17 protein-coding genes are annotated in these 20294 nt (G+C 72.5%); 12 read left to right on the forward strand and 5 right to left on the reverse strand.

The window, feature by feature from the left end; all coding sequences use genetic code 11:
* From QSK39_RS40825 to QSK39_RS40835, 3 genes are read left to right on the forward strand one after another with little or no spacing between them, the layout of a single operon-like run.
* The gene (locus QSK39_RS40825) at window positions 1-921 is read left to right on the forward strand and encodes a TIGR04222 domain-containing membrane protein (RefSeq protein ID WP_285483174.1); all 921 of its coding nucleotides are present in this window, start codon (window positions 1-3) and stop codon (window positions 919-921) included.
* Complete coding sequence (locus QSK39_RS40830) at window positions 914-1714, forward strand: MbnB/TglH/ChrH family RiPP precursor modification enzyme (RefSeq protein WP_285483175.1); 801 nt, start codon at window positions 914-916, stop codon at window positions 1712-1714. The genes QSK39_RS40825 and QSK39_RS40830 overlap by 8 nt, the downstream gene beginning before the upstream one ends.
* Window positions 1711-2049, forward strand: a complete 339-nt coding sequence (locus tag QSK39_RS40835) for an SCO6045 C-terminal-like domain-containing protein (RefSeq protein WP_285483176.1) — start codon at window positions 1711-1713, stop codon at window positions 2047-2049. Before QSK39_RS40830 ends, QSK39_RS40835 begins: the two co-directional genes overlap by 4 nt.
* Here QSK39_RS40835 and QSK39_RS40840 read toward each other — a convergent pair.
* From QSK39_RS40840 to hemE, 4 genes are read right to left on the reverse strand one after another with little or no spacing between them, the layout of a single operon-like run.
* Window positions 2046-3383: a CoA transferase gene (locus QSK39_RS40840; RefSeq protein ID WP_285483177.1), complete on the reverse strand. Its 1338-nt coding sequence runs from the start codon at window positions 3381-3383 to the stop codon at window positions 2046-2048. The genes QSK39_RS40835 and QSK39_RS40840 overlap by 4 nt on opposite strands.
* The gene (gene hemQ, locus QSK39_RS40845; RefSeq protein WP_284745282.1) at window positions 3383-4075 is read right to left on the reverse strand and encodes a hydrogen peroxide-dependent heme synthase; all 693 of its coding nucleotides are present in this window, start codon (window positions 4073-4075) and stop codon (window positions 3383-3385) included. The genes QSK39_RS40840 and hemQ overlap by 1 nt, the downstream gene beginning before the upstream one ends.
* Before the next feature lie 56 nt (window positions 4076-4131).
* On the reverse strand, window positions 4132-5532 hold the full coding sequence (gene hemG, locus QSK39_RS40850; RefSeq protein ID WP_285483178.1) for a protoporphyrinogen oxidase: 1401 nt from the start codon (window positions 5530-5532) through the stop codon (window positions 4132-4134).
* On the reverse strand, window positions 5529-6599 hold the full coding sequence (hemE, locus tag QSK39_RS40855) for a uroporphyrinogen decarboxylase (protein ID WP_285483179.1): 1071 nt from the start codon (window positions 6597-6599) through the stop codon (window positions 5529-5531). Before hemE ends, hemG begins: the two co-directional genes overlap by 4 nt.
* 88 nt (window positions 6600-6687) lie before the next feature.
* Here hemE and QSK39_RS40860 point away from each other — a divergent pair, with 88 nt between their 5' ends.
* The 4 genes from QSK39_RS40860 (at window position 6688) to QSK39_RS40875 (ending at window position 11305) form a co-directional block, all read left to right on the forward strand.
* Window positions 6688-7251 carry a DUF3000 domain-containing protein gene (locus QSK39_RS40860; protein ID WP_285483180.1) on the forward strand — a complete coding sequence of 188 codons (564 nt, stop codon included), beginning with the start codon at window positions 6688-6690 and terminating at the stop codon, window positions 7249-7251.
* A gap of 755 nt (window positions 7252-8006) precedes the next feature.
* On the forward strand, window positions 8007-8723 hold the full coding sequence (locus tag QSK39_RS40865) for a response regulator (protein ID WP_033261886.1): 717 nt from the start codon (window positions 8007-8009) through the stop codon (window positions 8721-8723).
* A 100-nt stretch (window positions 8724-8823) separates the two neighbouring features.
* Window positions 8824-10044 carry an HRDC domain-containing protein gene (locus QSK39_RS40870; protein ID WP_502873364.1) on the forward strand — a complete coding sequence of 407 codons (1221 nt, stop codon included), beginning with the start codon at window positions 8824-8826 and terminating at the stop codon, window positions 10042-10044.
* A 130-nt stretch (window positions 10045-10174) separates the two neighbouring features.
* Window positions 10175-11305, forward strand: coding sequence for a toll/interleukin-1 receptor domain-containing protein (locus QSK39_RS40875; protein ID WP_285483182.1), 1131 nt, complete (start codon window positions 10175-10177; stop codon window positions 11303-11305).
* On the opposite strand, the gene QSK39_RS40880 is transcribed toward QSK39_RS40875, so the two are convergent.
* Window positions 11295-11960 (reverse strand): TetR/AcrR family transcriptional regulator, encoded by a 666-nt coding sequence (locus QSK39_RS40880; protein WP_285483183.1) that lies wholly within the window; start codon window positions 11958-11960, stop codon window positions 11295-11297. The genes QSK39_RS40875 and QSK39_RS40880 overlap by 11 nt on opposite strands.
* A 174-nt stretch (window positions 11961-12134) precedes the next feature.
* Here QSK39_RS40880 and QSK39_RS40885 point away from each other — a divergent pair, with 174 nt between their 5' ends.
* The 5 genes from QSK39_RS40885 to QSK39_RS40905 are packed head-to-tail and all read left to right on the forward strand — an operon-like array spanning window position 12135 to window position 20191.
* On the forward strand, window positions 12135-13619 hold the full coding sequence (locus tag QSK39_RS40885; protein ID WP_285483184.1) for an amino acid permease: 1485 nt from the start codon (window positions 12135-12137) through the stop codon (window positions 13617-13619).
* Window positions 13616-14449 (forward strand): urea amidolyase associated protein UAAP1, encoded by an 834-nt coding sequence (locus QSK39_RS40890; protein ID WP_285483185.1) that lies wholly within the window; start codon window positions 13616-13618, stop codon window positions 14447-14449. The genes QSK39_RS40885 and QSK39_RS40890 overlap by 4 nt, the downstream gene beginning before the upstream one ends.
* Window positions 14446-15081 (forward strand): urea amidolyase associated protein UAAP2, encoded by a 636-nt coding sequence (locus QSK39_RS40895; protein ID WP_285483186.1) that lies wholly within the window; start codon window positions 14446-14448, stop codon window positions 15079-15081. Before QSK39_RS40890 ends, QSK39_RS40895 begins: the two co-directional genes overlap by 4 nt.
* Window positions 15078-18605, forward strand: a complete 3528-nt coding sequence (gene uca, locus QSK39_RS40900) for an urea carboxylase (protein WP_285483187.1) — start codon at window positions 15078-15080, stop codon at window positions 18603-18605. The genes QSK39_RS40895 and uca overlap by 4 nt, the downstream gene beginning before the upstream one ends.
* Window positions 18602-20191: an allophanate hydrolase gene (locus tag QSK39_RS40905; RefSeq protein WP_285483188.1), complete on the forward strand. Its 1590-nt coding sequence runs from the start codon at window positions 18602-18604 to the stop codon at window positions 20189-20191. Before uca ends, QSK39_RS40905 begins: the two co-directional genes overlap by 4 nt.
* Window positions 20192-20294: the final 103 nt, after the last annotated feature.

The following is a 20294-nucleotide window of genomic DNA, read 5'->3' on the forward strand; positions in this document are numbered from 1 at the left end:
ATGGACGACCCGTGGGGCATCTCCGGACCGGATTTCGTGGTCCTCTACATCGCACTGCTCGGCGCGGTGCTGCTGATCCGGGTCATCGTGGCCGGCGTCGTCGCGAGCCGCGCGATGCGGGCGGACCACGAGCGGCCCGGCCCGCCGCCGACCGTGTACCAGCTCGCGTTCCTCGCGGGTGGTCCCGACCGGGCCACCGACGCGGCGATCGCGGCGCTGGTGGAACGCGGACAGCTGCGCGTCAACAGCTACAAGCAGCTCAGCCAGGCCGGGACGCGGCCGGTCGAGCCGCTCGAGCAGGCGGTCTTCGACGCGGCGCAGCTGAAGACGACCGCGACGCTGCGGGACTACGGGCGCCGGTCGGCGGCGATGCGGGCCCTGGAGGACGGCCTCGAACAGCGGGGCCTGCTGGCCTCGGCGGCCGCCAAGCGGCAGTCGCGGACGTTCGGGCTCGTCCTGCAGCTGGCCGTGCTGGTGCTCGGCGTCGTGCGGCTGGTCAACGGCATCTCGCTGGGCCGCCCGGTCGGCGTCCTGGTGTTCCTGGTGCTCATCGCGGCGGTGCTGACGATCGTGGCGGCGGTCCGGCGGTCGAAGACCGGGCCCCGGCAGCCGTCGGCCGCCGGACACCGCCTGCTCGGCCAGGCGCGGTCCGCGGCGAGCGGCCCGGTGCCGGCCGGGATGCTGGCGGGCGGCATGCTGCTCGGCGGCGCCGCGGCCGCGGTCGCCCTCGGCGGCTGGGCGATGTACCCGGACGAGGAGCTGAGCGCGGCGCTGATGCCGCCCGCGGGCTCCTTCGGCGGCGGCGGTTCGTCGGGCGGGTCCTCGTGCTCGAGTTCGTCGTGCAGCAGTGGTTCTTCGTGCAGCAGCGGATCGTCCTGTGGCGGTGGTTCTTCGTGCGGCGGAGGGGGTTGCGGTGGGTGAGCTCGGCATCGGGATCGGCTGGCGGCACGAGCTGGACCTGTCCATCGCGCGCCTGCCCGGCGTCGACTGGGTGGAGGTGGTCGCCGAGAACCTGCACGCCGACCACCTCCCGGAGACGCTCGTGGCGCTGCGCAAGCGAGGCCTGCCGGTGCTGCCGCACGCCGTGTCCTTGTCGCTGGGCGGGGCCGAGCCCCTCGACACCGGGCGCGTCCAGCACCTCGCGGAGATCGCGCGGGCGCTGGACGCGCCGCTGGTCAGCGACCACGTGTGCTTCGTGCGCGCGGGCGGGCTCGACTCGGGTCACCTGATGCCGCTGCCGCGCACGCGCGAGGCGCTGGACGTGCTGGTGGCCAACGTCCGGCTCGCACAGTCCATTGTGGACGTCCCGTTCGCGCTGGAGAACATCGCGGCGGTGCTGGAGTGGCCGTCCGCCGAGCTCACCGAAGAACAGTTCCTCACCGAGCTGACCGAGCGCACGGACTGCCGGCTGATCATCGACGTCGCGAACCTGTACGCCAACGCCCGCAACATCGGTACCGACCCGGAGGCGTTCCTGGACGGCATCCCGTGGGAGCGGCTGGCGTACGTGCACATGGCGGGCGGCATCGAGCGCGACGGCGTCTACCACGACACCCACGCGCACCCGGTGCTGCCGGAGGTCCTGTCGCTGCTGACCGAGCTGCGCCGCCGGACGGACCCCCCGGGCGTCCTGCTGGAGCGCGACGACGACTACCCGACCGACGACGAGCTGGCGGCGGAGCTGGCGGCCCTGCGGGCGGCGGTGACGGCGTGAGCCGCGCGGACTTGGCCCGGCAGCAGGCGGAACTGTTGCAGGCACTGCTGTCCGACGGCCCGGCGCCGTCGGGCTTCGACACGTCGCGGTTGCGCGTGGAGGCGAACGTGTTGCGGCGCAAGCACGGGCGGGTGCTGGCGTACCAGCGGCCCGAGGTGGCGGAGGCGCTCGGAGAGCGGTTCGGGCCGCTGTTCGCGGAGTTCACCGCTTCGCGCCCGAAGCGGGACACGGAGCGGTCGGGGGCGTACGCGGACGCGTTCGTGGAGTGGCTGATCGCGAATGGGCACCTGCCGAAGCCGAAGCGCGGGCTGCGAGCCCGGCTCCGGCGCCGCTAAGGGGTCCAGGTCGGTTTGTCGACTCCCGGGAGCCGCGTCCCGAAGTCCCAGTGCGGCTCCGCCCCCGGCAGTCCACCGGCCATCCGAACCCGGGTCAGCCGGCCGTAGCCGCTGTCCGTCTCCTCCAGCAGGTCGCTGAAGTCGACCGCAGCCGCCGCAGGGTCCTTGCGCCCCAAGGAATCCAGCCAGTGGCCCGTGCCCGCCAGGGACAGCCGGACCCGCCACGTTCCGCCGTCCGTCACCTGCCTGCGCAGCGCCGTCATCACCGCCGCCGCCGCGAGCCAGCCCGTTCCGTGGTCCAGTGCCTGGAGCGGCAACGGCGAAGGCGTTTCCCCCCAGGCGATGCCGTTCGACATCTGCACCAGGCTGTCGAACCCGCGCCGCCGGGCCCAGGGACCCTCCCAGCCGTACGCGCTCAAGTCGGCGATCACCAGGCCCGGCCGCAGTTCGGCCAGCTCCGCGGGCCCGAACCCGATGCGGGCCAGCGCCCCCGGGCGGAACGACTGCACCAGCACGTCCGCCCGGCTGATCAGCTTCTTCAGCCGCGCGCGGCCGCCCTCGGTGTCCAGCGCGACGAACGTCGAGCGCTTGCCCTGACCCGTGTCCCGCACCAAGGTCTCGACGCGCGGCAGGTGCGCCGCGCCGACGTGCAGGACGTCGGCGCCGTGCGCGGCCAGCACCCGCCCGGCCACCGGGCCGGCCAGGACGTGGGTCAGCTCCAGGATCCGGATGCCGCCCAGCGGACGGTCCGAATAGAACAACGTCCGCTTCGGTGCTTCGCCGATCGGCGCCAAGTCCACCAGGGGCAGCGAAGCCACCGCCGACCCCTGCGGGTGCGCGGCCCAGTCCTCGGGCGAACGCAGCTGCGCCGCCGCTCCCCCGGCCGACACCACCGCGTGCTCGACCTCGCGCGCGCCGCGTCCGGCGACCGCCTTTTCGACGGCCTCGCGAGTGCCGGGAACACCGAGCCCCCAGCACACCGCCGCTTCGTGGCGCGGGTAGTTGCAGTGCAGCCGCACCCAGCCGTCGGCCGTGCGGTAGTTGCCCGACAACGGCGCCCACACCGACTCCGGCGAAGCGCCCTCGACGCGCGAGAGCCCTTCGCTCGCGAAAGCCGCCGCCGCGTGCCGAGTGTCCGCCGTGACGACGCCGGGCTCGATTTCGCGCAGCTTCAGCATTTCGCCGGCCGCCAGGGTCGCCGCCGCGACGGACGCCTGCGCGGCCGCCGCCACCCGGTACGGGCCGGGCAGCACGTCTTCGGCGCCGGTCAGCTCGACCGGTCCCGGCTTCTCCCCCGTGAGGGCGTGCCAGACGCCGTCCAGAACCTCGGCCACTACGGCAGAGCCGCGACGAGCTCGGCCGGCGGCACGCGGGTACCGGTGTAGAACGGGATCTCCTCGCGCACGTGCAGCCGCGCCTCGGTGCCGCGCAGGTGGCGCATCAGGTCGACGATCCGGTGCAGCTCGTCGGCCTCGAAGGCCAGGATCCACTCGTAGTCGCCCAGCGCGAACGACGCGACGGTGTTGGCGCGCACGTCCGGGTAGTCGCGGGCTTCCTTGCCGTGGTCGGCGAGCATCTTGCGGCGGTCGGCGTCCGGCAGCAGGTACCACTCGTAGGAGCGGACGAACGGGTAGACGCAGATGAACTTGCGGGCCTCTTCGCCGGCCAGGAACGCCGGGATGTGGCTCTTGTTGAACTCCGCGGGCCGGTGCAGCGCGGTCTGGCTCCAGACCGGCGTCGACGCGCGGCCGAGCGGTGTGCGGCGGAAGCCGGAGTAGGCCGCCTGGATCTGCTCGATCTCCTCGGCGTGCCACCAGACCATGTAGTCGGCGTCGGCACGCAGGCCCGAAAGGTCGTAGACCCCCCGGACGACGACACCCTTGGCCTCCAGGCCGTCGAGGTACTCGGTCGTCTCGCGACCGGCCGCCCCGCGGTCTTCGCCCAGCCGCCCGGGCTCGATCCGGAAGACCGACCAGGTGGTGTAGCGGATGGTGTCGTTGAGCTCGTTGTAGTTGACCCGCGCCATGCATCCATCCTGTCACCGCGGCGACGCGGGCGCTGCCACGGGTCAGGTGAGAGCACTCACGAAGAGAGGTGCGCGGCGATCCGGTGCGCCGCCGCCTCGGCCGTCGCCACGCACGCCGGCAGTCCGACGCCGTGCAGGGTCGCCCCCGCCACCGCGAGCCCCGGCACCCCCGCGATCGCCTTCTCGATCCGCTCGATCCGCTCGAGGTGCCCGGTGCCGTACTGCGGCAGGCCGCCGCCCCAGCGCGTCACCAGCGTCTCGACCGGCGCCGCGCGCACGCCCGTCAGCCGGGCCAGGTCGTCGCGGACCACGCGGACCAGCTCGACGTCGTCCGCCTGCAGCGCGCCCAGCTCGCCGAAGCGCCCGACCGAGCCGCGGACCAGCACCGGGCCGCTGCCGAGGTGCGCCCACTTGCGCGAAGAGAACGTGAACGCCTTCGCCGCGTACGGCTTGCCCGAGGAATCGGCCTCGCCGGCGCCGATCAGGATCCCCGACGCGTCGGGCAGGCGCGTGCCGGGCGGCAGCGCCAGCGCCACCACGGCCATCGACGCCAGCTCGACCTCGCCGAACGCCGCCGAAGCGGCGGGGACCAGGTCGGCGAGCAGCCGCCGGGCCGAGGGCGCGGGCACCGCGAGGACGACCGCGTCCGCCTCGACCGTGTTGTCCGCGGGCGCGTGCGCGGTGGGGTTCGCGCCGATCCGCAGCCGCCAGCCGGTGCCGTTCCGCTCGATCTCGCAGACCGGCAGCCCGGTCCGCAGCTCGGCGCCGGACAACTCGGTGAGCCGGTCGACCAGCGTGCCCAGGCCGCCGGGCACGGTGCCGAACACCGGCGCCGACGACGGGTTCGCCGGCAGCTGCGCCTTGGCCGCCGCGGTCAGCGAACCGGCGCCCGCGGCCACCGCCGCGGCCAGGCCGGGCATGGTCGCGCGCAGGCCCAGACCGTCGGCCCCGCCCGCGTAGACGCCGCCCAGCAGCGGGTCGACGAGCCGGTCGACCAGCTCGTCGCCGAACCGCTCGCGCAGCAGCGGCCCGAGCGCCACGTCACCGCCCGGCAGCCGCAACTCGGGCAGCGACGACTCGGCCTCGACGGCCTTGCGCCCCGCCTCCGACAGCACCCCGGCCACCGACTCCGCCGACGCCGGAACGCCCATGACGGTGCCCGGCGGCAGGCCGGTCACCGTGCCGCCGGCGTGGATCTTCGCGCGCGCCTTCGTCGGGTGGACGACGTCGAGCCCCAGCTCGCGGGCCAGCCCCAGCAGCTCGGGCCGGCGGACGAGGAACGCCTCCGCGCCGACGTCGTACGGGACGCCGGCCAGCTCGGCCGTGCGCAGCTTCCCGCCCGGCGTCTTCGTCTTCTCGAACACGACGATCTCGGCGGTTTCGCCGAGCAGCCGCCGCAGCCGGTACGCCGCGGTCAGCCCGGAGACGCCGCCGCCGACGACCGCGACGCGCTTCACAGCCCGTGCACCAGCCCGACCACGCGGGTCAGCACGTCGGGGTCGACGCCCGGCAGCACGCCGTGGCCCAGGTTGAAGATGTGGCCGTCGGCCGCCTTGCCCTCCTCGACGATCCGGCGGACCTCGGCTTCGAGGACCGGCCAGGACGCGTGCAGCAGCGCCGGGTCGAGGTTGCCCTGCACGACGGCGTGCCCGCCCAGGCGGCGAACGGCCTCGTCCAGGGGGATCCGCCAGTCGACGCCGACGACGTCCGCACCCGCGTCGCGCATGGCGCCGAGCAGCTCGCCGGTGCCGACGCCGAAGTGGATCCGCGGCACGCCGTACTCGGCGACGCCGTCGAGGACCTTCACCGAGTGCGGCAGCACGAACTCGCGGTAGTCCCGCTCGGACAGCGCGCCCGCCCAGGAGTCGAACAGCTGGACGGCGTCGACGCCGGCGTCGAGCTGCGCGCGCAGGAACGTCAGCGCGGTGTCGGCCAGGCGGCCGGCCAGCTCGTGCCACAGCGCCGGCTCCGAGTGCATCAGCGCCTTGGTGTGCTCGTGGTTGCGGCTCGGGCCGCCCTCGATGAGGTAGCTGGCCAGGGTGAACGGCGCGCCGGCGAAGCCGATCAGCGGCGTCCCGCCGAGCCGCTCGACCAGCAGCTTGACGCCGTCGGCCACCTTCGCGACCTGATCCGGCTCCAGCACCGGCAGCGCCTGCACGGCCGCGAGGTCGCGCACCGGCGCTTCGACCACCGGGCCGGTGCCGGGGACGATGTCGATGTCGACCCCGGCGGCCTTGAGCGGCACGACGATGTCGCTGAAGAGGATGGCCGCGTCGACGTCGTGCCGGCGGACCGGCTGCAGCGTGATCTCGGCGAGCATCTCGGGGTCGAAACAGGCGTCGAGCATCGGCACGCCCTCGCGCAGCGCGCGGTACTCGGGCAGCGAGCGACCGGCCTGGCGCATGAACCAGACGGGGGTGCGGGCCGGGCGTTCGCCGCGCGCGGCGGCCAGGAACGGGGCTTCGGGCAGCTCGCGGCGGCCGGACGGAGCGGCTCGCTGCGGCAGGGGCGTGGTCTGAGACATCGCCGTCAATCGTGCCACGAGCTGGGGACGGTGGTTCCATCGGCGCGCCTGCGCCCGCAACGGGGCGTGCCCGCCCTAAAGTCGAAGCGTGACCGCCATGACGCCAGTGCCCGAGCTTTTCCGCGAAGCAGTTGTGGCGCTGCAGTCCGTCCGGCCCCGCCGGGAGGTGCTGCTGGAGCCGATGCGGGCGCCGCAGCGGCTCGCGCCGTGGTCGTACGCGGTCAGCTGCGAGGTCGCCGGGCCCGCGGACGTGCTGGCCTCGGGCCGGCTGGTCCTGCTGCACGACCCCGAGGGCCAGGAAGGCTGGGACGGCGTGCTCCGGCTGGTCATGTACGTGCGCGCGGAGCTGGACCGGGAACTGGCGACGGACCCGTTCCTGCCGGCGGTCGGCTGGTCGTGGCTGACGGACGCGCTCGAGGTGTCGGGCGCGAGCTGGACGGCACTGGGCGGCACGGTGACGGAGACGTCGTCGGCCCGCTTCGGCGACATTTCCGGCCCGGCGCGGACGGACGACCTCGAGCTGCGGGCGTCGTGGACGCCGACGGACGCCGGGCTGCTGCCGCACGGGCAGGCGTTCTGCCAGGTGATGGCCAGCGTGGTGGGTCTGCCGCCGGTCGGCGTGACGATGTTCGGGCAGCGCCAAAGCTCCTGACGGCCCCCCTCCGCGGCCGTCCGGGCGATCATCTGCAACGAATCGGCAACGGCCGCGCTCCCCCGGCCGTCCCCGCGCCGCCCCCTTGTACGGATGTGAGCAAATTTCACATCCGCAGAACGCCGTCCAAACCAACGGGAACCCCCGGTCGGCCCCCTCAGCGCGCCACCGGCGGGCGGAACGGCCCGGACGACGGCTGACACCAGCAGACCACCAGCGCGTTCCCGAGGCCGTTTCACGTCTTCGCCGGCGCCCCCGTTCGTGGAGCCGGCGCGGTCACGCACCGCAACAAGATCAACTAGGGCCCAGTAGGCCGAGGATCACCGATGAAGGCCACGGACAGTCACCATTCCGGCCGCCGCGAGGGCCCGGTGAAGCCGATTCACGAAGTTGATCATGCCCCGGCCGGAGGCACATTCCGGCCCGCCTGGACCCCCATCCGGACCCCTGTCACTACGCGCACCGGCAGCTGCACACTCCATCTGCACGGCCATTTGGGCGCCGGTAACTTCTTTGCATCGTGTTCGCTGGGCTATCCGTTAGCAACCGGCCGTGTACTAGCCCGATCGTGTTACTCCGAACCCACTGAGTGACTGTTCGTTTGAGATAGATACCCATTCGATCCCCCCGCAACGGCCTCAGGGCGGCTACAGTGCCTTCGACGACACCACTTTCGGTCTAAAGCTGGCGCGGCTGAACGGCCGAAGGTCCCGGTGCCGGTCGGGGGGCACGACCGACTCCAGGGAGGTAGTGACGTGGCTACCGTCGGCATTTCTCAGGCCGTCCGATCCACGCCAGCCGGTGCATTGCCGGCGAGCATGGTTCCGCACCCGCGGGAAGAGCTTTTTTCGGTATTGGTGGTCGACGACCACCCGCTGTTGAGGGAGGCAATCGCAGCAAGACTCGCACAGATGGGTGCGGGGACCGTCCACGAAGCCGCCACGGTGGCCGAGGCGAGGGCGCGAGCACAGGCCACTGGGCCTTGTGACCTGGCGATCCTCGATCTTGGACTGCCGGACGGCAGCGGCATCGAACTGGTTACGGAACTCCGTAGCCACGGCTGGCCGCGCGTGGTCGTACTCGCATCCTCGGACGACCCGTACGCGGTCCGCTCGGCCTTCCAGGCCGGGGCCCAGGCGTACCTGCTGAAGTCCGCGTCACCGGTCGTCGTGACCGATGGCGTGCGGCGCGTGCTCGAAGGCGGCGTCTACGCCGACCCGAGCGTGGCTCCGGTGCTCGCCACCGGGACCCGCGTCGCGGGCACCGACAACACCCCGCGCGAGCTCTCCGCTCGTGAGGTGGAGGTGCTTCAGCTGGTCGCCGACGGACAGTCCAACAAGGAGATCGGCGAGGAACTTTCCCTCTCCGCCCTCACCGTCAAGTCCCACCTGTCCCGGATCGGGCGCAAGCTCGGCACGGGCGACCGGGCTCAGATGGTTGCGCTGGCCATGCGGGCCGGCGTCATCCGCTGACGGATAGACGAACCTCCCCACGGGGCGGGCGCACCAGGCGCGGTACGCCCGTCCCGTAGGGTCGCTAGTCATGGAAAGCACAGAGGCCGAGGACACCGGGATGGAGATCGAGTCCACGGGCGGCCCTGTGCTGCTACGCGAGCCCGTCGAGGGCACACCCCCGGTGGTCACCGACCGAGCCGCGCTGCTCGAAGCCTGCGAGCGGCTCGCCGCGGGCACCGGCGCCGTCGCCGTCGACACCGAACGCGCGTCCGGCTACCGGTACTGGCCCAAGGCCTACCTCGTCCAGCTGCGGCGCGAGGGTTCCGGCACGGTCCTGATCGACCCGACCGAGCTGGACGACCTCACCCCGCTGAAGAACGTCCTCAACTCCCTGGAATGGGTGCTGCACGCCGCCTCCCAGGACCTCCCCTGCCTAGCCGAGCTGGACCTGCACCCGGCGGCGCTGTTCGACACCGAGCTGGCCGGCCGGCTGGCGGGCTACGAGCGGGTCGCGCTGGGCACCCTGGTCGAGCTGCTGCTGGGCTACACCCTCGAGAAGGGGCACAGCGCCGCCGACTGGTCGAAGCGGCCGTTGCCGGTCGACTGGCTCAACTACGCGGCCCTCGACGTCGAGCTGCTCATCCAGCTGCGCGAAAAGCTGGAGGCGGAGCTGGGCGCCCAGGGCAAGCTGGAGTGGGCGCAGCAGGAGTTCGAGTTCGTGCGCACGGCCCCGCCGCCGGGACCGCGAGCCGAGCCGTGGCGCCGGACGTCCGGCGTGCACAAGATCCGCAACCCCCGCGGCCTGGCGGCGGTCCGCGAGCTGTGGCAGGCCCGCGACGAGCTGGCCCGCAAACGCGACCGCGCGCCGAGCCGCATCCTGCCGGACAGCGCGATCATCAACGCGGTGACGGCCGACCCGAAGACGGTCGAGGAGCTCCAGGCGCTGCCGGTGTTCAGCGGCCGCGTCCAGCGCAAGTACACGGCGAGCTGGCTCCGCCACCTGCAGGCGGCTCGCGCGCTTCCCGCTTCCGAGCTGCCGTCGCCATCGCAGCCGACGGACGGCCCGCCCCCGGTCAACCGCTGGGCGGACAAGGACCCGGACGCGGCAGCCCGCCTGTCGGCGGCGCGCACGGCCCTGTCGGCGATCGCGGAGGACCGGCGGCTGCCGGTGGAGAACCTGCTGCTGCCGGACCTGGTCCGCCGCACGTGCTGGCGTCCCCCGGCGGAGACGGACGAGGAGTCGGTGGCCGCAGTCCTCCGCGCGGGCGGCGCGCGGCCGTGGCAGGTCGGGTTGACGGCCACGGCGCTGAGCAAGGCCTTGCAGACCACGGCTTCCTGACTCGGGTCGCCAGGGCTTCCGAGCGGACAGATCCAGGACACTTTCAGGCCATTGCCGTGTGACTCCGAGAATCGATCGCACGCCGACCTCTTCTCGCCGGAGTTCCGCTACTCCGGCGAAAGTGTGCTCGATGACCGACTTCATGTCCGATCAGCCCGCCGTCCAGTGCTTCCTGAGCTTCACGCACGAGGACGACGGATTTCTGAATTTCGTCACTCCGCTGAAATCGTCTCTCGAGAAGTTCTGCGCTTCGGCATACGGTCGCAAGATCAAGGTCTTCGTGGACCGCGAAAGCATCGGCTGGGGCGAGGACTGGCGGACCAGGATCCAGGACGGCATCAACGCCGCGATGGTGTTCATCCCAGTCATTTCGATGAACTACTTCTACGAGAGCGGCTCCTGCCGTGAAGAGCTCACCGCGTTCTACGCCAAGGCCAACGAACTCGGCCTGACCCAGCTGATCCTGCCGTTGATCATCCTGGGACGAGACCTCATCACCGAGCACAGTGACGACGCGAACATCCGCATCATCGAGAGACTGCAGTACATCGACATCGAAGATGCAGTACTCGCCGGAGCGGGGACCGCCGAATGGCGGAGGACCATGGCCGTAGTGGCCGGCAAGCTGATCAAGGCCATCGAATCGGCCGAGAGCAAGCTTGAGACACTACAGACGCCCGAAGCGGCGTCCGTCGACACCCGCACACCGGACGAGGAAGCCCCCGGCCTCCAGGAATACGTCGAGCAACTCACCGAGATCGGCGCTCTGCTCGAGCAGCAGCTCGGCACCGTCACCATCTCACTGAACGATGTGACCGAAGAAATGCTGAAGGCGACGGCCGACATGGAGGGTCAGTCCAAAGAATTCATCAAAGAACGAGTAGCCCGGACAGCCGACACGATCAAACCGCTGTCAGTGAACATCCAGCAGATGGGTACCGATTTCGAGAACACGATTGCCGAGACCGACAACATCATGCGCTCCTACATGGCGCTCATGAAATCGTACGGAAGCCCCGAAATGGTGGCCCAAGCAAGTAAAGAGTACGAGGAATTCGTAGAGTTGCTTGGCGAACTGGAAAATGTGGAAGCGACGATCACCGTCTTCCTCGGCCAGATTCGCCCGCTCGAAGTGATCAATGCTCCCCTGCGCGCGGCGATCCGGCCGCTGCGCGTCGGCGCGCAGTCGATCCAGCTGGGCATCCGCACCCTTCGCGACCTCAAGGACCTCATGAAGGCGGAGACCGCCGCTAGTCGGTGAGCGTCGCCAGCAACGTGTGGGCCTCGGCGCGCAGGCCGTCCGTCGGCTCCGGCAGCCCCGCCAGGCGGACCACGCCATCCGCTCCCTCGCGCACGTGGGCTTCGACGTCCAGCTCCGGGTCGTCCCGGCGGATCACCGCGATGCTCTCCACCAGCCCGAACACCAGGCCGGTCCGGATTCCCACCGCTTCCGGTGCCACGCCGGACGCCGCCACCAGCCGGCCGTACGCCGCCTTCAGGTCCGCGCGCTCGGCGCGGAAGCGGGCCAGGTTCGGGGACGCCACCTCCGGCAGGAGGTACAGCGCGCCCAGGTTGTGGCGGGCGCTGCCGAGGAGGCGGATGTCCGCGTACGCCAGCGCCCACAGCCGGACCGCCGCCGGGGACGGGCCCGCGACGAGCCGGGCCGCCAAGTCCAGGGACGGGCGGACCGTCTCGGCCAGCAGGGCCGCGAGGATGTCTTCCTTGGCCGGGAAGTGGTAATAGAGCGACGCCTGGCGCAGCCCCGCGCGCTCGGCGATCGCCCGGGTCGTCGTCGCCGCGTAGCCGGCTCCGGTGAACAGCTCGCCCGCCGCGTCGAGCACGGCCTGGCGCGCGTCCGGGCGGTTCGCCGCCGCGCCGCTCGCCCTGGGCCTGCCGACCCCCGCCCCTTTGACCACGCCGTGATCTTGCCAGGTCCGCGCCACGAGCACCCGCACCGAGGTGCGGTTACACCCGCATGTCGCCGTTGACGCGCCGTCGGCGTAGCCGTTAACGAGCTTCTAACGCGCCGGAGATCGACGAGCCGTGCCCGGGACCTAATTTCTGTCAAGCGATCGAAACAAGGAGCCCGCATGACACCACCCGACGACCTCGCTGCCTTCGGCTACCGCCAGGAACTCCGCCGGTCGCTGGGCAGGTTTTCCGCCTTCGCCGCCGGCTTTTCGTTCGTCTCGATCCTCACGACGGTCTTCCAGCTCTTCGGCTTCGGCTACACCTTCGGCGGCCCGCTCTTCTTCTGGACGTGGCCGGTCGTGCTCGCCGGCCAGCTGCTCGTGGCCCTGACCTTCGCCGAGCTCGCCGCGCGCTTCCCGCTCGCCGGATCCGTGTACCAGTGGGCGAAACAGCTCGCCAAGGGCTTCCTCGGCTGGCTCGCCGGCTGGATGATGCTGCTCGGCTGCGTCGTCGCGCTCGCCGCCGCGGCCATCGCGCTGCAGGTCGTGCTGCCGTCGGTGTGGAGCGGCTTCCAGCTCGTCGGCGGCGACCCCGCGGTGACGTCGCCGTCGGGCGCGGCCAACGCCGTCCTGCTCGGCACCGCGCTGCTCGTCTTCACCACCGCCGTCAACGCCGGCGGCGTGCGGCTGATCGCGCGGATCAACGACGTCGGCGTCGCGGCCGAGCTGCTCGGTGTCGTCGTGCTGGTGCTCGGCCTCGGCCTGTTCGCGGTCCGCGGGCCGCAGGTGGTGCTGCACGACGCTCCCGGCACGAGCGCCGGGATCGGCGGCGTGCTCGCCTCCGCGCTCATGGCCGCCTACGTCCTCTACGGCTTCGACACCGCTGCGTCGGTCGCGGAGGAGACGAAGAACGCGCGAAGGGCGGCTCCCCGCGCGGTGCTGCGAGCGGTCCTCGTGTCCGGGATCGGCGGGCTGGCCGTGGTGGTCACCGCGCTGATGGCCGCACCGAGCCTCACCGACGGGCAGCTCGCCGGCCGCGGCCTGCCGTACGTGATCACCGCCGTCTTCGGCGACACCCTCGGCCGGGTCTTCCTCGCCGACGTCGCGATCGCCGTGGTCGTCTGCACGCTGACGATCCAGACCGGCACCGTCCGGCTGATCTACGCGATGGCCCGCGACGGCGCGCTCCCCGCGTCGACCCGACTTTCGTCGGTGAGTTCGCGCACGGGCACGCCGGTCGCGCCCGCGCTGGTGTCCGGCGGGTTCGCGATCGGGCTGCTGCTGCTCAACTTCGGCAACCCGACGCTGTTCAGCACGATCACCGGGACGTCGGTGGTGGTCGTCTACCTGGCGTATCTGCTGGTCACCGGCCCCTTGCTGGTGCACCGGCTGCGGGGGCGCTTCCCCGCCGAGCCCGGGCGGTTCTCCCTCGGCCGCTGGGGTGTCCCGGTGAACGGGGCGGCCGTTTTCTACGGCATCGCCATGATCGTGAACATCGCCTGGCCGCGCCCGGAGATCTACGACGTGACCGGTTCGGGCGTCCCGTGGATGCTCTTGTTCCCGATAGAGTTCGTCGGCGGCGCAGTGGTGATCGGCTGGCTCTGCCGGCCGCGCCCGCGTCCCGCTCCCGCCCTCGAACCCGCGCTTGAGAGAGGACGTCCATGAGCACGACCGCCACCCCGTACGGCGCCCGCGACCACGCCCGCGCCCAGGCCGGCACCGTGGTCGAAACGATGCCGTCGATCCCGGCGAGCACGTGGCCGGCGCCGCCGCCCGAAGTCGCACCCGAGGCGCTGACCTGGGCCGAGACGGTGGCCGGGGGCGGCTACACGCACAAGGTGCTCGCCCGGGGCACGCGGCTGCGGCTGACCGACGTCGACGGCGACGCCTGCGCGCACCTGCTGCTGTTCAACGCCGAGGGGCCGTGGGAACGGCTGAACGTCGCGGACACGGTGAAGGTGCAGTGGAACGCCTACCTCGGCGCGAAGGTGGCGCTGCTGTCGGACCAGGCGCGGGTGCTCGCGACGATCGTCGCGGACTCGAGCGGGCGGCACGACGCCCTGTGCGGGACGTCCACTGTGGACGACAACACCGAGCGCTACGGCGACGGCGCCCCGCAGGGCCCCTCCCCCGCCGGGCTGGCGCTGTTCACCTTGGCGGCGGCCAAGAACGGCCTCGGGCCGCGGGACCTGCCGCCGAGCCTGTCGTTCTTCCAGGGCGTGCGCGTCCGGCCGGACGGCGGCCTGGACTTCACCGGGTCCGCCGGCGCGGGCCGGGCCGTCGAGCTCCGGATCGAAATCCCGGCGATCGTGCTGATCGCCAACGTGGCGCACCCGGTCGACCCGCGCCCGGACTACACCGTGACGAACCTCGAAGTGCTCGCTTGGCGCGACCGGCCGTCCACTCCCGACAGTCCGGAGTGGACGCATTCGCCGGAGGCGCAGCGGGCCTTCGAGAACACCGCCGACTACCTGACCGCCCGGGGGATCGCATGAGCACGGCGTACCAGTCCCAGCTGGAGCTGACGTTCGACGTCGCCGCGCGCGCCCCGTTCTCGACCGTGCTGAAGCGCGGCAGCGAGCTGGCGATCATCGACCTCGGCGGCAACCAGGCCGTCGACTTCCTCTGCTACGACGCGAACGACACGGCGAAGCGCTACAGCGCGGCGGCGACGATCGCCGCGCAGCGCAACATCTTCCTCACCACGGGCAGCGTCCTGCGCACCCAGGAGGGCGCGCCGCTGCTGACGGTCGTCGCCGACACGTGCGGGCGCCACGACACGCTCGGCGGCGCGTGCAGCAAGGAGTCCAACAGCCTCCGCTACGGCCAGCACACCCGCTTCCAGCACGCCTGCGTCGAGAACTTCCTCAGCGAGGGCGCGAAGTGGGGCCTCGGCAAGCGCGACCTGGTCAGCAACGTCAACTGGTACATGAACGTGCCGGTCGAAGAGGACGGCACCCTCGGCATCGTCGACGGGATCTCCGCACCGGGGCTGGAAGTCCGGCTGCGCGCCGAGACCGACGTCCTCGTGCTCGTGTCGAACTGCCCGCAGATCAACAACCCCTGCAACGGGTTCGACCCGACGCCCGTCCGCATGGTCGTCACGGCCCCCGGAGGCGGCGAGTGAGGCTGCTCGTCGCCAACCGCGGCGAGATCGCGGTCCGGATCCTGTGCACCGCCCGGGAGCTGGGCCTCGAGACCGTCGCCGTGTACTCCGACGCCGACCGCCTCGCCCCGCACGTGCGGCTCGCCGACCGGGCCGTGCGGCTCGGCCCGGCACCCGCCGCCGAAAGCTACCTGCGAGCCGGCGCGATCGTCGAGGCCGCGCTCGAAACCAGCTGCGACGCGGTCCACCCCGGCTACGGGTTCCTGTCCGAGGACACGGCGTTCGCGCGGGCGTGCGAGGACGCCGGGCTCGCGTTCGCCGGGCCGTCACCCGAACACCTGGAAGTGTTCGGCAGCAAGCACACCGCGCGCGAGGCGGCGATCGCCGCGGGCGTGCCGCTGCTCGCCGGCACCGGCCTGCTGTCCGATGTGGACGAGGCGGTGGCCCGCGCCGCGGAAGTCGGTTACCCGGTGATGCTCAAGGCGACCGGGGGCGGCGGCGGGATCGGCATGCGTGCGTGCGCGACGCCCGAAGAGCTGCGCGACGCCTGGGAGACCGTGCGGAGCATCGCGGCCAAGAGCTTCGCGAACTCCGGCGTCTTCCTGGAGCGGCTGGTGCGCCGCGCCCGCCACGTCGAGGTCCAGGTGTTCGGCGACGGCCTCGGCGAGGTCCTGGCCCTGGGCACCCGCGACTGCTCCCTGCAGCGTCGCAACCAGAAGGTCGTCGAGGAGTGCCCGGCGCCGGACCTGCCGGACGCGGTCCGCAAGCAGCTGGTCGAGTCCGCCGTCGCGCTCTGCTCGTCGGTGCGGTACCGCTCGGCGGGCACGGTCGAGTACGTCTACGACCCCGAACGCGAAGAAGCCGCGTTCCTCGAGGTCAACACGCGGCTGCAGGTCGAGCACCCGGTCACCGAGGCCGTCTACGGCGTCGACCTGGTCGCCTGGATGCTGCGGCTCGCGCAGGGCGACCGCGCGATGTTCCGCGCGGTGCCGGTCGCGCGCGGGCACGCCGTGGAAGCGCGGGTCTACGCCGAAGACCCCGCTGCCGGGCACCGGCCGAGCGCGGGGCTCGTCACGCACGTGACGCTGCCCCCGGACGCGCGCGTGGACACCTGGGTCGAACCGGGCACGACCGTCACCACGCACTACGACCCGTTGCTGGCCAAGGTGATCTGCACCGGCACCGACCGCGCCGACGCACTGGGCCACCTGCGGGAAGCGCTCGCCGTGACCCGGGTCGACGGCGTGCGCACCAACCTCGGGCAGCTGCGCGCGGCGGCCGCCGACGCGGCGTTCGGCGCGGCCGTCCACGACACGTCCACTTTGGACGGCGTCGAGGACGGCGAGCCCCGCGTCGACGTCGTGCGCGGCGGGACGATGACGACCGTGCAGGACTGGCCGGGCCGCACCGGCTTCTGGCACGTCGGGGTGCCGCCGAGCGGGCCGATGGACGACCGCTCGCTGCGGCTGGGCAACCTCGCCCTCGGCAACCCCGAAGGCGCACCCGGCTTGGAGTGCACTGTGGACGGCGTGACGCTGCGGTTCTCCCACGCCACGCAGGTGTGCGTCACCGGTGCGCCCACGACCGTCCTCGTCGGGGGCACCGAGGTTCCCTTGTGGACACCGGTCGACGTACCCGCCGGCTCGACGCTCGACGTGCGCGCGTGCACGGCCGGGTTGCGCAGCTACGTGCTCGTCCGCGGCGGGATCGACGTCCCGGCGTTCCTCGGCAGCGCGGCGACGTTCACCCTGGGCCGGTTCGGCGGGCACGGCGGCCGCGCGCTGGCCGCGGGCGACGTCCTGCGCACCGGGCCCGCCCCCGCGGACTCGGTCGTCGGCCCGGTGACCGATCGTCCGGGCTTCGGGTCGCACTGGACGATCGGAACGCTCGAAGGACCCCACGCGGCACCGGAGTTCTTCACCCCCGGGGACGTCGACACGTTCTACGCCACCGACTGGCAGGTGCACTTCAACTCCGCCCGCACCGGCGTCCGCCTCGTCGGGCCGCGGCCGCAGTGGACCCGGGCGGACGGCGGCGAGGCGGGCCTGCACCCGTCGAACATCCACGACACGCCGTACGCGATCGGCGCCGTCGACTACACCGGTGACCTGCCGATCCTGCTCGGCCCGGACGGGCCCAGCCTGGGCGGGTTCGTGTGCCCGGCGACGGTCGCCACCGGCGAACGGTGGAAGCTCGGGCAGCTGCGCCCGGGCGACACCGTGCGGTTCGTGCCGATCGACGCCGACCACGCGGCGGTGCTACGGCAGCGGCCGGCCACCGCCGTGGCGCCGACCAGGACCGCCCGGCACGACGGCGGTGTCCTCGGGCGACTGTCCTCTTCGGACGATGAACCGTCGGTCACCTACCGCCGCAGCGGGGACGACAACCTGCTCGTCGAGTACGGCGAGATGAAGCTCGACCTGGCCCTGCGGATGCGGGTGCACGCGCTCGGGGAACGGCTCGCGGCCGAGGGCGTGCCGGGGATCGTCGACCTGACCCCGGGCATCCGGTCGCTGCAGGTGCACGTCGACCCCGACGCGCTGCCGGTCGGCAAAGCGCTCGGGCTGGTGCGGGAGCTGGAACGCGACCTGCCGCCGACGCACGCCCTCGAGGTGCCGAGCCGCAGCGTCCGGCTGCCGCTGTCGTGGGACGACCCGGCCACGCGCGAGGCGATCGAGCGGTACATGACCGGGGTGCGCGACGACGCGCCGTGGTGCCCGTGGAACATCGAGTTCATCCGGCGGGTGAACGGACTGTCCAGTGTGGACGACGTCTACCGCACGGTGTTCGACGCGGAGTACCTGGTGCTCGGCCTCGGCGACGTCTACCTGGGCGCGCCGGTGGCGACGCCGCTGGACCCGCGCCACCGGCTGGTGACGACGAAGTACAACCCGGCGCGGACGTGGACCGCGGAGAACTCCGTCGGCATCGGCGGCGCCTACCTCTGCATCTACGGCATGGAGGGGCCGGGCGGCTACCAGTTCGTCGGCCGGACCGTGCAGGTGTGGAACAGCTGGCACGGCGGGGAGCAGCCGTGGTGCCTGCGGTTCTTCGACCGGATCTCCTGGTACCCGGTGTCCGCGGACAAGCTCCTCGACCTGCGGGCGCAGAGCGCGTCCGGGCAGCTGGCGCTCGACACCACCGACGGCACCTTCAAGCTGGCCGAGTACCAGCGGTTCCTGGCCGACAACGCGGACGGCATCGCCGGGTTCCGGGCGACGCAGGCGGCGGCGTTCGAGGCGGAACGGCGGGCGTGGGCGGCGGCGGGCGAGTTCGACCCGAAGCCGGAACCGGTGACGCGGCCGCCGAAGCGGGTCGAAGCGCCGCCGGGTGGCCACGTCGTCGAGGCGCCGTTCGCGGCGACGGTGTGGCGGGTGGACGTCGCGGCGGGCGAGCGCGTCGAGGACGCGCAGTCGCTGGTGACGCTGGAAGCGATGAAGACGGAGGCGCGGATCCCCGCGCCGGCCGGCGGTGAGGTGGTCGAAGTGCTCGTGTCCCCCGGTGACCAGGTCGCTCCCGGAACTCCGTTGGTGGTGCTGGGATGAGCATCCTGGAGCGGGTGCGGGCCGCGTACCGGCGGATCGAGCAGGTCGACCGGCCCGAGATCTGGATCGACCTGCGGCCGGAAGCCGACGTGCTGGCCGAGGCCGCCGCGCTGGCGGAACGAGGGTTGCCGCTGTACGGCAAGCTGGTCGCGGTCAAGGGCAACATCGACGTCGCGGGGCTGCCGACGACCGCGGGCTGCCCGGCGTACGCGTACAAGCCCGAGGCCGACGCGCCGGTGGTCGCGCGGCTGCGGGCGGCCGGGGCGCTGGTGCTCGGCACGACCAACCTCGACCAGTTCGCGACCGGGCTGGTCGGCACGCGCAGCCCGTACGGCGCGGTGCGCAACGCCGTCGACCCGGCGTACGTGTCGGGCGGGTCCAGCTCGGGGTCGGCGGTGGCGGTCGCGCTGGGCATCGTGGACCTGGCGCTGGGCACCGACACCGCGGGCTCCGGGCGGGTGCCGGCGGCGTTCAACGGGATCGTCGGGCTCAAGCCGACACCCGGCCTGCTGCCGACCGAGGGCGTCGTCCCGGCGTGCGCGAGCATCGACTGCGTGTCGCTGTTCGCGCGGACGGTCGAGGAGGCGGCGTTCGCGCTGACCTGCCTGGCCGAGCCCGCGCAGGTCCACACGGGACGGTTCCGCATCGGCGTGCCCGACCGGCTGGGCCCGCTGGAGGCGGGCTGGGCGGAGGCGTTCGAGGCAGTCGTGGAGGAGTACGCGGCGGCCGGCGCCGAAGTGACCACTGTGGACACGTCGCCTTTCCTGGAGGCGGCCCAGCTGCTGTACGGCGGCGCGTTCGTCGCCGAGCGGTACACCGCGGTCGGCGAGTTCCTGGAGGCGCACCCGGACGAGGTGGACCCGGTGGTGCACGGCATCATCACCGGCGCCCGCGACATCCCGGCGCATCGCCTGTTCGCCGACCAGCGAACCCTGGCCGGACTGCGCACCGAGGCCCTGGCAGTCTTGGCGGGCGTGGACGCGCTCCTGACGCCGACGACGACCGAGCACCCGACGATCGCCGAGGTGGCCGCGGACCCGGTCGCGATCAACGCGCGCCTGGGCCGGTTCACCAACTCGACCAACCTGTTCGGCCTGTCGGCGCTGGCGGTCCCGGCGGGAACGGTGGCCGGGCGCCCGTTCGGCGTGATGCTGGTCGGCGCCCCACACGACGACCTGAAACTGGCGACACTGGCGGGGTTGCGCGGCGAGCGGGTCCCGATCGTGGTGGTCGGCGCCCACTTGCGGGGGCAGCCGCTGAACCACGAACTGACGTCGAGGGGCGGCCGGTTCGTGTCCGAAGTGGACACGGCGGCGGCCTACCGGCTGTACGCGCTGGACACCGTGCCACCCAAGCCCGGGCTGGTGCGGGTCGCATCCGGCGGCGTCGCCATCGCGGCGGAGGTGTGGGACCTGCCGGTGCGAGGCTTCGGCGAGTTCGTCTCGCGGATCCCGTCACCGCTGGCCATCGGCAAGGTGGAGCTGGCCGACGGCCGCGAGGTCTCCGGCTTCCTCTGCGAACCGGCGGCGACCGAAGGTGCCGAGGACATCTCGGCGAAGGGCGGCTGGCTGGCGCACCTGGGATAAATCGGATGCGAGCCGGTGCGGCCCCCACGCACACTGAGGTCGTGAACACCCTGCCTTGCGGCCATCCGGGCCGCACCGGCACCTTGCGTCTCTGCCCGCACTT

The organism is Amycolatopsis sp. NBRC 101858 (assembly GCF_030269325.1).
GTDB lineage: Bacteria > Actinomycetota > Actinomycetes > Mycobacteriales > Pseudonocardiaceae > Amycolatopsis > Amycolatopsis ponsaeliensis.

Coding starts and splice junctions, on each gene's coding strand:
- QSK39_RS40825 (WP_285483174.1), top strand. CDS start 1: ATGGACGACCCGTGGGGCATCTCCGGACCGGATTTCGTGGTCCTCTAC.
- hemQ (WP_284745282.1), bottom strand. CDS start 4,075: ATGGCGCGGGTCAACTACAACGAGCTCAACGACACCATCCGCTACACC.
- hemE (WP_285483179.1), bottom strand. CDS start 6,599: ATGTCTCAGACCACGCCCCTGCCGCAGCGAGCCGCTCCGTCCGGCCGC.
- QSK39_RS40870 (WP_502873364.1), top strand. CDS start 8,824: ATGGAGATCGAGTCCACGGGCGGCCCTGTGCTGCTACGCGAGCCCGTC.
- QSK39_RS40875 (WP_285483182.1), top strand. CDS start 10,175: ATGACCGACTTCATGTCCGATCAGCCCGCCGTCCAGTGCTTCCTGAGC.
- QSK39_RS40885 (WP_285483184.1), top strand. CDS start 12,135: ATGACACCACCCGACGACCTCGCTGCCTTCGGCTACCGCCAGGAACTC.
- QSK39_RS40890 (WP_285483185.1), top strand. CDS start 13,616: ATGAGCACGACCGCCACCCCGTACGGCGCCCGCGACCACGCCCGCGCC.
- QSK39_RS40895 (WP_285483186.1), top strand. CDS start 14,446: ATGAGCACGGCGTACCAGTCCCAGCTGGAGCTGACGTTCGACGTCGCC.
- QSK39_RS40905 (WP_285483188.1), top strand. CDS start 18,602: ATGAGCATCCTGGAGCGGGTGCGGGCCGCGTACCGGCGGATCGAGCAG.